Below are 14,081 nucleotides of genomic sequence, written 5' to 3' on the forward strand. Positions count from 1 at the left end.
CTTGGGTCGAATAAGCTGTTCCTACTGTTCCGCCGCCGCCCGCACGGCTTCGGCCATCAGAGTGCCGCCCTCCGCGTACCATCGCTTGACGTAGTCGTCGAACGCAGACAGCGGCAGCTCGCCCGTGATGATCTTCGCATACGTCTCCAGCTCCAGGCTCAGCAGGCTCGACCACTTGTCCGCCAGCGACGGGGGCGGGTCCGCGAAGAAGCTCTCGATCTTCACCGTGTCGGTCCGATCTACGCTGCCCCACAGCTGATAGGCCGTCGAGCCGCTCCAGGCGTCCAGATTTTTGCGCGGAGACTCTCTCTCCGTCAGCGAGTCGTCGTACAGCCGCTTGGTCTCCTGGTCGAGCTGTCCCGGATCGAGCTTGCCGTCCAGCGCCTCCGCCAGCCGGTCGTGCCGCTGGGCGATGGCGTCGGGATAATCCAGCAGCAGGTCGAACGGATAGTAGTTGCGAAGCTGCGTGTCGAGCTGCTCCGTCACGGCGAGCATGCGCCTCGCCGCCGGGTCTTGATTGCGCTCGAGGCGCGTGAAGACGTTCAGCAGCTTGATCGCCGCCTCGGAGTGCGCATAGCCCTTGCGGACCACCAGGTAGCGGTCCGTGACCGGCGCTTCGCTCACGTTGAACCGTCCCTTCCCGTCGAGCGGCGCGGCATAGACGCGCCAATCCGCCTTGGTGTCCTGCGAGATCGACTTGGACAGCGGATAGTAGGGCGCCCACCACGGCCCGAAGAAGATGCCCGTCTGATTGTCCGCCACCAGGTCCTGCGGGTCCTGACGCAGCATGAACTGCTGATCCAGGACGCCGGTGCGGTACCACTCCGCGAGCAGCTTGAGCGCCTCCTTGGCCTCCCGCTGCACCGAGCCGTACACGGGCCGTCCGTCCGATCCGGCGATCCACTTGCGAGGATAGGCGCCGAAGGCCGCGAACACGCTGTTCAGCCCGTTATTGCCCGTCTTCTCGCCGTACGCCATCCCGCGGTCGACCGGAATGCCGACCGTGTCGCCCTTGCCGTCGCCGTCGCGGTCGATCCCGCGGAACGCCGCCGCGATCCGGGCAATATCCTCCAGCGTCCTGGGCGGCGCGAGCCCGAGTTTGTCCAGCCAATCCTGCCGCACCCACAGGTACGTAGGCGCGTCCGCCTCGATCGCGACATTGGGCAGCCCGTACAGACGACCGCCAATGGAGGCTTCCTGCAGCGCTTTGCCGCCCGTCGCGTCGTAGAACGACTTCACCAGCGTGGACGCGTACCGGCCGTACGCTTCGTTGAGATCCGCCAGCACGCCCGCTTGCGCCAGCTCCCGGAACTGCTCTCGGTCGACCACGAAGGCGTCCGGCAGATCCCCGCTGCGGATGGCGTAATCCATCTTGGCCGCGTACTGCACGCCGCTCGGCGCTTCCCACGCGTACTTGATCGAGACGCCGGTCAGGTCGCCGATGTAACGGCTCACGAAGTTATTCTCGCTCGTATCGCCGTCCGGCAGCGCGATATCCGAGAATTGATGCGGGATGCGCAGCGTGACCGGCGTCTCGTACTTGGCATAAGCAAGCCGGTCGGCCGCCGCGACGGCCGCTTCAGCGCCTTCCTTGGGCCTGCTCCCGCCTCCGTCCCCGCCGAAGCAGGCGGTCAGCGCGAGCGCGCAGACGGCCAGCGCCGCCGACAGCTTCCCCGCGGCGGTCACGGAAGACCGCCTTCCGCCAGATCCTGCCGCGCGCTCCGGTATTCGGATGGGAGCACGCCCGTCCGGTCTCGGAACAGGCGGCTGAAGTACTTGTCGTCCTCGAAGCCGACCCGGCCCGCGATATCGCGGATCGGCAGGTCCGTCCCGCGCAGCAGCTCCTTCGCCGCGGCCAGGCGCAGCTTGCGCAGCGCGTCGCCGAACGCCTCGCCGGACGCGAACTTCTTGAAGCACTGGCTGAAGTAGCTGCGGCTCATGCCGATGCGGCGCGCGACCTCGTCCTGGTTCAGGTCCTGCCCCGCATGGCCCTTCATGTAGAGCACGGCCCGGATCAAACTGCCGAACACCTCCCGCGACAGCGACAGCTCGGCGAGCCGCTGCTGCGTGAGGAGGGCGGCGGCGGACAGCCAGCTTTTCCACTGCTTCCAGGTATACAGCTCGCAGGGGTCGCCGAGCGCGTCCGCCAGCGCGGCCTCGTCGCCGGCTTCGCCGCGCCACCCTAGGTACTGCGCCCACTCGGCTGCGAGCGAGCGCAGCCAAACCTGCAGCCGCATAGGGTCGACCTGCCACTGCTCGACCTGCGCCGCGAATCTGCGCCAGTCCTCGCCGTACAGGAGCCAGCGGCACTCGGCCCACTCTCCGAACGCCGCGTCGAGCTCCGCCGGCGACGCCCCTGCGTCCGCGCGAAGCTCGCTCAGCGCGACGGCGCGCCCCGCGGCCTCGCCGCCGCCGCGGTAGAACAGATGGAGCGGCAGCCGCTCCGCGATCGCCCGTTCCGCCTCCCGGGCCGAGACGCGCTCGTCCGAGCCGGCCGTCACCCACGCCGCCTGCCACTTGCCGGCGATATGCGCCGGCAGCTCGCGCAGCCACTCCTCCGCCTGCTGCGCCTGCGCCGTCCAGAGCCACAGCCCGCCGCCCAGGCGGCGCGGCTTGCCTTCGGACGCCAGGCTTACAGGCGGCGGCGCCTCGTCCGGCAGCGCTTGCCCCTTCGGCGCGAGCACGACCGCGGACTCGAACGGCCGCTGCGTCCCGCCCGCCGTATGCCGGCGCTCCCATTCAAAGCGCTTCACGATGCGCTGCAGCGTCTCGTCCACGTTGCTCTTGTTGAGAAGCGTCTTGACGATGTAGTCGATCGCGCCGAGCCGCAGCGCCTCCTGCACGTAGTCGAACTCGTGATGGCAGGTGAGGATGACGGCCTTGGTCTTGGGATACCGGCTGCGCGCCTGGTCGATCAGCTCGAAGCCGGACATGCCGGGCATGCCGATGTCGACGAACATCATGTCGATCTCATGCTCGCCGAGCAGCGCCATCGCGGCGTTGCCGTCCTTGGCCTCGCCGACGATGGAGATGCCGTAGGCGGACCAGTCGGCCAGCGCGATGAATCCCCGCCGCACGCGTTTCTCGTCGTCAACGACCAGCGCTTTGATCATAGAGCTCCACCTCGCTTCGAATCGGTATGTTCACGGACAGGGTCGTACCCTCCCCGGGGGCGCTGCGGATGCGCAGCAGGTCGCCGCTGCCGTAGTAGCTCTCGAGCAGGCGCTTGACGTACTTGAGACCGATGCCCATCCCGCGGCGGGAAGCGCCCTGATCGTCTTCCAGCAGCGCGGCGAGCGTCTCTGCGTCCATGCCGGGACCGTTGTCCGTCACGCGCAGCGTCAACATGTCCGGCGCGTCCTTCACCCGCTCCACCGCGATATCGATCGCGCCGCCTTCCTCGCTGTGCCCGTGATAGATGGCGTTCTCCACGAGCGGCTGCAGCAGGAAGCGCGGCATGGCGATCCGCTCCGTGCCCGGCTCCACGGCGATGCTGAACGTAAGCTCGTCCTCGTACCTGTAGCTCTGCAGCTCGATATAATGGCGGAGCGCCTCGAGCTCCTGCCCGACGGTGACGATCAGGCTGTTCTTGCCCATATTGTACTGCAGCACCTGCACGAGCAGCGTCACGATCCGGTCGATCTCCTCCTGGCCGCCCGCGCGCGCGACCCACTGCACCGTATTGAGCGTGTTGTGCAAAAAATGCGGGTTGATCTGGCTCAGCAGCTTCTCCGTCTCGAGCTGGTACTTGGTCCGCTCGTTGTGGCCGATCTCCCGGATCAGGTCGTTGACCGTCGTCTTCATGTCCTGGAAGCTGCCAAGAAGCTGGTCGAACTCCTCCACCTTCATATACTGGACGGGCGCTTCGCGGTCGCGGGTCATGCGCACGATCTCGCGGTTCACCTTGCGGATCGAGCCGTACACCTTGCGCCAGATCAGCATCGCCAGCAAGATCGCGAATCCGAAGGCGAAGGCGAACAGCAGCGCGAGGCGCCGGAACCAATCATTGATCTCCCGGTTGAACGCGTCCTTGCTGACGGCGGTCATCAGCTTCCAGCCCTGCGGACTCTCGTAGCCGAACAGATAATAGCCGCGGTAAGGCCCGCCCCCCGATGCGGCGATCTCCTCGTAGCGCAGCCGCTCCGGGTCGAGCGGCGGCTCCCCGTCGTCCGCGAACAGCGCGTCTCCGTTCTCGTCGATCAGATAGTGCGACACCTTCATGCCGTAGAGCGCTTCGTTCAGAATCTTGCGGAACAGATTGTAATTCGATTCCAGATAAATGTAGACCGGCCGCGCCTGGTCCGTGCGCACGACGCGCAGCGACGAGATGACCGTATTGTCGCTGTTCTTGTACTGCGTCCGGTGCGGCCCGCTGAATACGGCGCCCTTGTACTGTACGAACGGCGGCAGACCCTCGATCGAGAAGCCTGCGGTCACCGGCAGGTTGTTGAACAGCACCGGCTCCGCGGCTTGGGGCATATAATAGACGGTCAAGCCCACGTTCGGGCTCGTGAAGTTGACCAGATTCAGGCTGTCCTCGATATCCTGCTTGATCTCCGCCTTGTCATAGGTCTGGCTCGCCGTCAGATAGCTGTTGATCAGCTCGGCCAGCCGGCCGTCCAGCGCGAACTGCTTGGAGACGAAGTCCAGGTCGTTCAGCATGTTTTCCATCCCCGTCGCCTCCTGCTTGAGGCTGGCGTCGATGCCGCTGCGGATCTTGCCTGTCAGGATCGAGTGGAGCGACGAATACGTATAGGCGGAAAACAGGATCGGCGGAAACAGGCAGGCGATCAGCAGGTAGACAACTAGCGTGCGCCTGAGCGTCCCCTGTTTGAAGGGATGAGGCATCTTCATATATCGCGACAGGAACAGTGGCTCGCATCCCCTCTCGTTGCATCTGACTCGCCGTTCCTGTATACGCTTTCTATCTATTCTAGCAAATCGCGCGGCATCCCGACAGCGGAAGACACTTCCTCCCCGCAATGCGGGAAAAGCTTACCGCCGTCCCTAACGAGGGCGGCGATAAGCTTCAGGCTGCTGCGTTCTCGACTATTACTTGGCGCGGTACTCGAACACCTTTTCGTTTTGCTGCTTGTTCCAGTTATAGACGTCGTCGTAGCCGAGGCCTTTGGCCTTGGTGATCAGTTCCTTCTTCAGCTTGTCGAACTCGGCCTCGTTCTTCGCGAATACCATTTTCCAGGAATACTGCTTGATGACCTGCGCGACCTGGCCTTGCTTCTGCGACAGATCGTCGGAGATGACTTCAGGCGCGGTGCCGGTGAAAATCTGCTTGTTGATCGCGATCTTGTCGTTCTTCTGCAGGTAATCCTTGGCGCTCGTCGCGCCGCCCATCGCGGCTCTCCAGTTTTCCTCCAACTTGTTCGGCGCCTGGGCCAGCGTCGACGTCCACAGCGTGTAGTCGAACGGATCGCCGGTCTCCGGGTTGATGCTGGTCAGCTTGAGCGTCGTGTTGTTGATCTGATTCTGGCCGTCCTTCCACGTGCCGCCGCCGAATTCCTCAGGCACGGCCGCAGGGTTGGAAGGGAGCGCCTCCTTGCCGAAGTCCGTCAGAACCGGCTTGCCGCCTTCGAGCTTCCATACGAGACCTTCGGGGCCGTAGTTGGCGACCATCGTGCCCTCGGGGCTGTACATCCAGTCGAGGAATTCGAGCACGCGCTCCGGATGCTTCGCCTTGGCGCCGATCGCCCAGACGCGGTTGCCGCCGTACGGATTGTAGCCGTAGGAGAACGTGCGCTCCTCCTCGAACGGCACGAGCGCGAAGCCCTTGCCTTCGGCCAGACGCTCAGGCGTATTGTACGTGTTGAGCCACGGGAACCAGGTGAACAGCAGCTGGCCGTCCGTCATCTTGTTGACGACGTCGTCGAACTTCTGCGTCATGGAGTCCGGATCGACCAGACCCATCTGGTTCGCGTCGAAGTACAGCTTGAGGCCGCGCATGTAGTAGCCGTCTTCGTCGAGCACGCCCTGAACCTCGTTCTTGTCGGCCGAGATGAGCGTGAAGCCGCCGTTGTTGAAGCCGTCCGTCTCGTCGAAGCCGTTAAGCCCCGCCCATGCCTTGGTGTTCATCATCATGTTGCCGTCCCAGTCCTGCCACATCGAGAAGGCGTACGTCGGCCGTCCCGAATCGCTCTTGGGCTCCAGCTCCTGCATCTTCTTGAGCACCGGGAGGTAGTCTTCCATCTTGGTGATCTTCGGACTGCCCGCCTTCTGGTACAGGTCGAAGCGCAAATTCGGATTGTAGGTCATGTCCTTGCCCTCGGAAGGACCGTCCCCTTCGCCGACGTCGAAGCCGATGCCGTATACCTTGGAGCCGCCGCCGAAGTTGACCTTGTTCTTCTCGATCGCCTTGGATGCGTACTTCATCAGGTTCTGGCCGTACTTGTCCAGCAGGCCGTCCTGCGTCCAGTCGAGCAGCATGCCCGCCTTGATCGCGTCCTGGTACTTCTGGCCGTCGTCGCCGAATACGACCAGGTCGCCCAGATTGCCCGCCGACATCATCGCGGAGAACTTCACGTCGCCGCCGCCCTCGAGATTCGAGGAGATGATGTTGAGGTCGAGGTTGAACTTGTCCTTGACGACCTTGGCGAACCAGCCCTGCTGCTCGCCCGAGAAGTTGGACAGCATCGAGAACACGTCGATCTTGTATTCGTCGCGCTGCGGCGCGCCGGAAGCGGAAGCGCTTGCAGAGGCGCCGGACGAGGCCGAGCCGGACGGCGCGGCGGACGAGGCGGCGTTGTTGTTATTGTTGCCTCCGGAGCAAGCCGCGAGGCTCGTCGCGAGCAGGACGGCGACGGACGCGGTGAGCGCCTTTTTCTTTTTCATTTGTGGCACGGGGTAGTCCTCCCTTTATATGTTGGCTGATGGCGATGCGGTCTGGCATGGAGCGTCGGGCAGTTCAGGTCCGATTGCGGCCTCCGTGCTCACCTCCTTATAGGGTCGTTGCCGCGGGCGTTCGCGGCTTGGCGCCGCGAGCTCCCGGCGTTCTTATCCCTTGACGGCGCCGATCATGATGCCCTTGACGAAGTACCGCTGGAAGAACGGGTAGACGAACAGGATCGGGATAACGACGATCATCGAGACGGTCGTGCGGATCGAAGTGGCCGTCTGCATTTTGGACAAGTCTACGTTGGCCGATCCCCCGCTGCTGCGGATGATCGCCGCGAGCGAGTTGGACTCGTTGAGGTACTTGTAGAGCACGAACTGCAGCGTGTAGTACTTCTGATCCGTCATCAGGAACACGGTGTCGATAAACGAGTTCCACTGCGTCACGGCGGCGAAGATGGCGATGGTGGCGGCGATCGGCATGATGAGCGGCAGGATGATGCGGAAGAACAGCGTCATCGTCCCCGCCCCGTCGATTTCGGCCGACTCCTGGAGCACCTCGGGCAGCGACTCGACGAACGTTTTGACCAGGATCACGTAGAACGGCGACACGATCATCGGGAGGATGTAAGCCATGAAGTTGTTGGTCATGTTCAGCTTCATCATGATGACGTACCAGGGGATAATGCCCGCGTTGAAGTACATCGTGATCATGATGAACCGGTACCAGAACGTGCGCGCCCACATCTTGCGCTTGGTGAAGATGTAGCCGAGGAACGCCGAGCCTGCCACAGTAGCGACAGTCCCGATGACCGTCCGCCCGACCGAGACGATCGCAGCCTGTGACAGGCCTTTGAGCTTTAGCACCTGCACGTAGTTATTGAAGTGAATCTCCTTCGGATACCACATGACGAGGCCCCGGGAGCTCAGGTCGTTGCTGCTGATCGTGTTGATGAACAGATAGTAGAACGGGAACAGGCACAGCAGCGTGAAGATGGCGAAGAACAGGTAGTTGAACGTGTGGAACACTTTGTCCCCGGTCGTGCTGCGGATCTTCAAGTTCGGCCCCTCCTTTGCTTTTGCTTAGATGATCGATTCGCCGCGCACCCACTTGGACAGCCGGTTGGCGAAGAACAGCAGGCCGATGCTGATGATCGACTTCAGCATGCTGACGGCCGTCGCGAACGAGAAGTTGGTGCCGAGCATGCCCGTGTTGTAGACGTAAAGGTCGAGCACCTCGATGTGGTCCTTGTTGATCGGGTTCTGGAAGACGAAGTACTGCTCCATCCCGTTGTTGATAAAGTTGGCGATCGAGAGCAGCAGCAGCACGAAGTACGTCGGCATGATGCCCGGCACAGTGATGTTCCACATCTGGCGGAAACGGCCCGCGCCGTCGACCTTCGCCGCATCGTACTGCTCCTGGTCGATCCCGGTGATCGCGGCGATGTACATGATCGCGCCCCAGCCGAGTCCTTTCCACGTTGCCCATAGAATCATGGCGAGCCATGTGTGGCTGTCGTTCGCCAGATAGTTGTAGCCGCGTTCCTGAATGCCGAGGTCGATGAGAAGCCGGTTGATGAGACCGTTGTCGACGTTGAACATCATGAAGGCGATCGCGTACACGAGCACCCAGCTGATGAAGTTCGGCAGCGTCGTGAGGATCTGCACCGTCTTCTTGAAGCGCATCGAGCGGATCTCGGAGAGCAGGATGGCGAAGGCGACCGGCAGCACCGAAGTTACGATGCCGAGCGTGCTCATCGCGACCGTGTTCTTCATGACGCGCAGCACCTCTTGGGTCTGCGTCGGGTTAGCGAAGATCGAGCGGAACCACTGCAAGCCGACGAACGGCGTGTCGCTCAGCTTGAAGCCCGGACGATAATTGTACAGCGAGTAGATCCAGCCGTAGAGCGGCATATAGCTGAACATGAACACGAGCACGAGAAAAGGAAGCGCATACAAAAACAATCGGTAACGCTCCGGAATGCCACGCCTTCGTGCGGCGGCGGGCGGTGCGACGGGCTGAGAGAGCGGCGAGGCGTTCGTGCCGGCAGCCGGATTCATAAGACTCCTCCTTCTAGAGATGCGGGTTGGGCTAGTTGCTTGTATGGGGCCGGCGGCTTCGGCTGGCGGCTTCGGCCGGTGGCTTGGGCCGGTGGAGCGGCGGATAAGCCGAGCACGATCGACCGCTAAAGGAACGGACGGTTGGAAATCGTTTTCCAAGCAGGGGCTGCGACTCCGTCGTTCCTCTCTCCTACGCCTCTTATTGTATAAACAGCGAGGAATGTAAGGGGATACAAAACGGTTTTGCGTTTTGGAAAGCGGTTGCGAGAAAGCGAACAAGGTTCCACCTGCGGCGAACGAAAACCTACCCTGCGTCCGAAAAGCGCCAGCAAAACACCGCGTTTTCAGTGCATGACTAGGTTTGTTTTTTGCCGTTTTAACGATATCCCCTTTAGTCAGGCGGGGCTTCGCTGCTAGGGGCACCTCTCTCTGTCTCAAGGCCCGTAGGTCACTGGGCACCTTGCTGCGCAAGGGAACTAAACTGCTTCCTCCGGCGGTGAGCTAGCGGAACTATTTTCCGCTATTGCGGGGTCGGTGAGGGCTTGCGGGGCGATAGCGGAACTATTTTCCACTATTGCGGGGTTGGTGATGGCTTGCGGGAGCGACGGACGTAAAAGGCACCCTCTTTCCGTCAAGCGACGGAGTCGAGGGTGCCCGCACCATATAAACTAGGCGACGCGCTTGCGGTCGGACGGGAGCAGCATGGCGAGGAAGCCGACGACCGGCAGAATGCCGATGGTGCGCATAACCTCGGACATGCCGTAGACGTCGGCGGCCTTGCCGAGCACGACTGCGCCGATGGCGCCCATGCCGAAGGCGAGGCCGGTCGTGAGGCCGGAGGCCATGCCGACCTTGGTCGGCAGCAGGTGCTGCGCGTAGACGACGGCCACGGAGAAGCCGGATAGCAGGATGAAGCCCATGATCGCGATGACCGGATAGACGGCCCACAGCGGGAGATACGGCAGTGCGAGCGAGAATGGCAGCGCGCCGACGATCGAGAGCACGATCATTTTTTTCAGTCCGATCCGGTCCGCCATCACGCCGCCGAAGAAAGTGCCCGCCACGCCGGTAGCCAGGAAGAGGAAGATGGGAATCTGGGCGGATTCCTTGGGCAAGCCGTAGTGGTCGATCAGGTAAAACTGGTAGAATCCGCTGATCCCCGAGTGGTACCAGGAGCGTCCGAAAACGATGAAAACGAGCAGCGTCATCGCGAACAGCGCACGCGGATGATTCGTTAGCTCCGCCGCGACGCTGCCGCCCGCTTTGCGCTTGGCGCTAGCTGCCTCGCTTTTCTCCCGCCAGGCGTTCAGCTGTCCCTTGTACCACGGCATCAGCCACATTAGCGCGGCGATGGCGAGCGCAGCGAACAAGGTCATCCAGACGGCGCCATGCTGACCGAAGGGGATAAAGATAGCCGCGGCCATGAGCGGCGCGAGCGAGCTGCCCGCGTTGCCCCCGACCTGGTAGATCGACTGGGCGCGACCCCGCTTGCCGCCCGCCGCGAAGTAGACGACGCGCGAGCCTTCGGGGTGGAAGATCGCGGAGCCGAGGCCGATGAACATGACCGCGAGCAGCACGCTCCAGAACGCGGGGGCAAAAGCGATGCCGACCATGCCGACCAGGCTGAGGCACATGCCGAGCGGCAGCAGGTACGGCCGGGCGGTCTTGTCCGTGTAGGAGCCGACGACCGGCTGCATGACCGAGGACGTCATATTGAGCGCGAACGTGATCCAGCCGACCTGGGCGAACGAGAGGCTGAGCGACTTTTCCAGGACGGTGAACATCGCCGGTACGACCGCCTGCATCGAGTCGTTCATCATATGCACGAAGCTGATGCAGAGCAATACGGGCATGACGGCGAGAGAGGCGTCGCGGGCGCTCCCCGGCTCGGCTCGCGTCGATGCGGTGGATGACATGATGATTCCTTCTTTCGGGTTTTCCGGTTGATGACAATAAAGTTTAGGAGCCGCGGTCCGCGAAGTCAAGCGGAGAATATCGATTAAGGTTATCAAAGAAACACGCGCCTACCGCCGGCATCGTCCCGCCTCCTGCATTTCCTCGTTCCACGGATGGATTGTCGGCGTTGGTTGCGGACATATTGAGTATTGAATAGTGAATACTGGGATGCGCTTCCTACTCTTCATAGGTGTGGAAGACGTATCCATGATCATGTGGAAAAAGGAGTCTGGACATGTCCAAGCAAGTTGTCCGCGATTGGGCGATGCTCGCCGTCTTCTTGACGGTCGCGCTCGTATTGCTGCTGCTCCATAGGGATCCTGCGCACGGGGCGCAGAGCCGCGAGACTCCCGCTCTTGCCGGGTCGGCGCGTGAAGCCGCAACCGCCCAAATCGCTTCACTGTCCGCCCGCTCCGCGGCGCCGAGGCTTCATGCGTTCGCCCCTGACTTTACATTAGAAGGACTGGACGGGGCGATGCATTCGCTGTCCGAATATCGTGGCAAGCCCGTCGTACTCAACTTCTGGGCCTCCTGGTGCGGACCTTGCCGGGACGAAGCGCCCGTACTCGTCGGTACGGCCGCCAAGTACAAGGACAAGGCGACCATCCTCGCCGTCAATCTGACCGCCTCCGACGACGAGTCCGCCGCGCGCTCGTTCGCCGAGGGGCAGCGCTTCCGGTTCCCCGTGCTGCTCGACCGCCTTGGCACCGTCGGGGAGCTGTACCGCATCCGTCCAATTCCGACGACGTTTTTCATCGACGCGCGTGGCGTCATCGCAGGCGAAGCGCTCGGCTCGCTCGGCGAGGAGGAGCTGGATCGAAGAATCGATGCGCTGCTGCAGCCTGCCGATCGACAGTAGTTCTGCTTGCGGAGCCTCGCCGCATCCTCTTGCAACGCCTCCTTGGACGGTTAATAATGAAGGAATGCGGTTTTACGCGCGGTGAGGCCATCGCGAAGAATGCCGTGCCATCAACGCCGGGGAGGCATGCAAGCATGGAACGATATCGGGCATTGGTCGCCAGAGCGGACGGTGAAGAGATCGCCTCATCGGTCGAGGAATTGGAGACTGCGCCGTTGCAGGAAGGTTATGTGCGCATTCGCGTCGCTTACTCGAGCGTCAACTTTAAGGATGCGCTCGCGGTCACGCCTCGCGGGAATGTCGTCAAGCAGTATCCACACGTGCCAGGCATCGATCTGGCTGGCAGCGTGACCGCGACCCGGGACGCGCGCTTCCGCGAAGGAGACACGGTACTCGTCACGGGATTCGGACTTGGCGTATCCGCCCCCGGCGGCTATGCCGAGATCGCGCAGGTGCCGGCCGACTGGGTCGTCCCGCTGCCCGGCGGAATGACGGCGCGGGAGGCGATGGCCTACGGCACGGCGGGTTTCACGGCAGCGCTGTCCGTGCTGCGCCTCGAAGAGGCGGGCCTTGCGCCAGGCGGACAAGGGCCGGTGCTCGTCACGGGCGCCACCGGCGGCGTAGGCAGCGTCGCGGTGTCGATGCTGGCCGGCCTCGGCTACGAGGTCGCGGCCAGCTCGCGCAAGGCCGACGCCGAGGCGCAGGCGCTGCTGCGCAGACTGGGCGCGAGCGAGCTCCTGGCGCCGGACGCGCTGCGCATGCCCGAGGGCAAAGCCATCGTGCGCGAGCGTTGGGCCGGCGTCGTGGACCCCGTCGGCGGCGTGGCGCTGCGGGACGTGCTCGGCTCGGTCCGCTACGGCGGGGGCGTCGCGCTGAGCGGCTTTACGGGCGGCGCGGACTTCGCCGCGAACGTCTATCCGTTTATCCTGCGAGGCGTGAAACTCCTCGGCATCGACTCGGTGCTCTGCCCGATGCCGGAGCGCTTGCGCGCCTGGGAGCGCATGGCCGGCGACTTGAAGCCCGCTGGCCTGTTGGACGCGATCGCGAGCGAGACGACGCTCGAGGCGTTGCCGGAAGCGCTTCGTGCCATCCTGCGCGGCGAGATGCGCGGGCGCGTGGTCGTAGCGCTATAACTTTCGGTGCCGCTGGCGCATCGCGTCTCGAGTTACGCTGTTTTCCGAGCTAACTCCCCCGCCGCAGCCTGTGCCAGATTCGAGTTACGCTGTTTTTCGCGCTAACTCCTCGGCTGCGGACTTCTGCGACTCGAGTTACGCTGTTTTCCGCGCTAACTCCCCCGCCGCAGCCTGTGCCCGACTTGAGTTACGCTGTTTTCCGCGCTAACTCCTCAGCTGCAGCCTTACGCGACTCGAGTTACGCTGTTTTTCGCGCTAACTCCTCAGCAGCGGCCTGCGCGTGACTCGAGTTACTTTGTTTCTCGCGCCAGCTCTTGTGCCCCGCCGTGTTCCCAGCATTACCGACAGCGCAAAACGCCCCGCATCCGGCTACCTGGCCGTTTGCGGGGCGCTTCATTTATTTAACGCTCATCCGCGAACTTGAAGCTGCGCGCCAGATAGATGACCGGCGTCGATGCCGCGGAGATGACAAACTTGAGCACGTAGGTCGTGATGGCGATCTCCCACCAGACTTCCCATGGGTATTCGCCCGCGAAGGCGATGAGACAGAAGATGAGCGTGTCGACCAGCTGGCTGAGACCCGTGCTGCCGTTGTTGCGGATCCACAGTTGCGAGCGGCTCGGATACGCGACCTTCAGGCGGCTGAAGATGCGGACGTCCAAGAACTGGCTGACAAAGTAGGCGCACAGGCTGCCAAGCACGATGCGCGGCGTCATGCCGAAGATCGTCTCCAGCGCATCCTGGCTGATATCGTCTATGCCAGGTTTAAAGTGCAACACCATCTGCATGATGATGAGCGACATGATCATCGTGAAAAAGCCGAACCAGACCGCCTTCCGCGCTTCCTTCTCCCCGTACTTCTCGTTGAGCAGGTCGGTGGTGAGGTAGATCGTGGCGTAAATCGTGTTGCCGAGCGTCATGACGATGCCGAAGATCTCGATCGTCTTGACGACCTGGATGTTGGCGAGCAGGGTGGCCGCGCCGATCCAGGCGTACAGCCCGTTCTTGCCGAGCAGGCGGTAGCAGACGAGGAACAGCGCGAAGTTGACCGCGACGAATCCCACGCCCCAGAGCAGATTGAACATATTGTACTTCCTCCTAGTTTTGATGACGCGGGAGGTCCCGAACCGCGGCCCCGTGTCCCGGAGCAATGCCTACCATTATAGCATAGCGCTCTGCGCGCGCCAGTAGAAAAAATCGGCTGCCGCGGCGCCGAAAGGCGCCGGGAC

At 62.8% G+C, this 14,081-nt stretch carries 10 protein-coding genes; 2 read left to right on the forward strand and 8 right to left on the reverse strand.

Annotated elements, in window-relative coordinates:
• Window positions 1-21: 21 nt before the first annotated feature.
• From PQG80_RS10355 to PQG80_RS10385, 7 genes are all read right to left on the reverse strand, one after another.
• Complete coding sequence (locus tag PQG80_RS10355; RefSeq protein WP_271751236.1) at window positions 22-1,686, reverse strand: extracellular solute-binding protein; 1,665 nt, start codon at window positions 1,684-1,686, stop codon at window positions 22-24.
• Window positions 1,683-3,113: a response regulator transcription factor gene (locus PQG80_RS10360; RefSeq protein ID WP_271751237.1), complete on the reverse strand. Its 1,431-nt coding sequence runs from the start codon at window positions 3,111-3,113 to the stop codon at window positions 1,683-1,685. The genes PQG80_RS10355 and PQG80_RS10360 overlap by 4 nt, the downstream gene beginning before the upstream one ends.
• Window positions 3,091-4,848, reverse strand: coding sequence for a sensor histidine kinase (locus PQG80_RS10365; protein ID WP_271751238.1), 1,758 nt, complete (start codon window positions 4,846-4,848; stop codon window positions 3,091-3,093). The genes PQG80_RS10360 and PQG80_RS10365 overlap by 23 nt, the downstream gene beginning before the upstream one ends.
• A 204-nt stretch (window positions 4,849-5,052) precedes the next feature.
• Window positions 5,053-6,843, reverse strand: coding sequence for a type 2 periplasmic-binding domain-containing protein (locus tag PQG80_RS10370; RefSeq protein ID WP_271751445.1), 1,791 nt, complete (start codon window positions 6,841-6,843; stop codon window positions 5,053-5,055).
• Between the two features lie 162 nt (window positions 6,844-7,005).
• Window positions 7,006-7,902: a carbohydrate ABC transporter permease gene (locus tag PQG80_RS10375; protein ID WP_271751239.1), complete on the reverse strand. Its 897-nt coding sequence runs from the start codon at window positions 7,900-7,902 to the stop codon at window positions 7,006-7,008.
• Between the two features lie 24 nt (window positions 7,903-7,926).
• Window positions 7,927-8,904, reverse strand: a complete 978-nt coding sequence (locus tag PQG80_RS10380; protein WP_271751240.1) for an ABC transporter permease — start codon at window positions 8,902-8,904, stop codon at window positions 7,927-7,929.
• 668 nt (window positions 8,905-9,572) lie between these two features.
• Entirely contained in the window at window positions 9,573-10,820 is a 1,248-nt protein-coding gene (locus tag PQG80_RS10385; RefSeq protein WP_271751241.1) for an MFS transporter, read from the reverse strand.
• A gap of 275 nt (window positions 10,821-11,095) precedes the next feature.
• Here PQG80_RS10385 and PQG80_RS10390 point away from each other — a divergent pair, with 275 nt between their 5' ends.
• Both PQG80_RS10390 and PQG80_RS10395 read left to right on the forward strand, forming a co-directional pair.
• Window positions 11,096-11,719 (forward strand): peroxiredoxin family protein, encoded by a 624-nt coding sequence (locus PQG80_RS10390; RefSeq protein WP_271751242.1) that lies wholly within the window; start codon window positions 11,096-11,098, stop codon window positions 11,717-11,719.
• A gap of 134 nt (window positions 11,720-11,853) precedes the next feature.
• Window positions 11,854-12,852 carry an acrylyl-CoA reductase family protein gene (locus PQG80_RS10395; RefSeq protein ID WP_271751243.1) on the forward strand — a complete coding sequence of 333 codons (999 nt, stop codon included), beginning with the start codon at window positions 11,854-11,856 and terminating at the stop codon, window positions 12,850-12,852.
• Window positions 12,853-13,253: 401 nt separating this feature from the next.
• Here the strand turns inward: PQG80_RS10395 and PQG80_RS10400 are convergent, their stop codons facing one another.
• The gene (locus PQG80_RS10400; protein WP_271751244.1) at window positions 13,254-13,937 is read right to left on the reverse strand and encodes a queuosine precursor transporter; all 684 of its coding nucleotides are present in this window, start codon (window positions 13,935-13,937) and stop codon (window positions 13,254-13,256) included.
• Window positions 13,938-14,081: the final 144 nt, after the last annotated feature.

Source organism: Cohnella rhizoplanae (genome assembly GCF_948329515.1).
In the GTDB taxonomy this organism is placed as follows: Bacteria; Bacillota; Bacilli; order Paenibacillales; family Paenibacillaceae; genus Cohnella; species Cohnella rhizoplanae.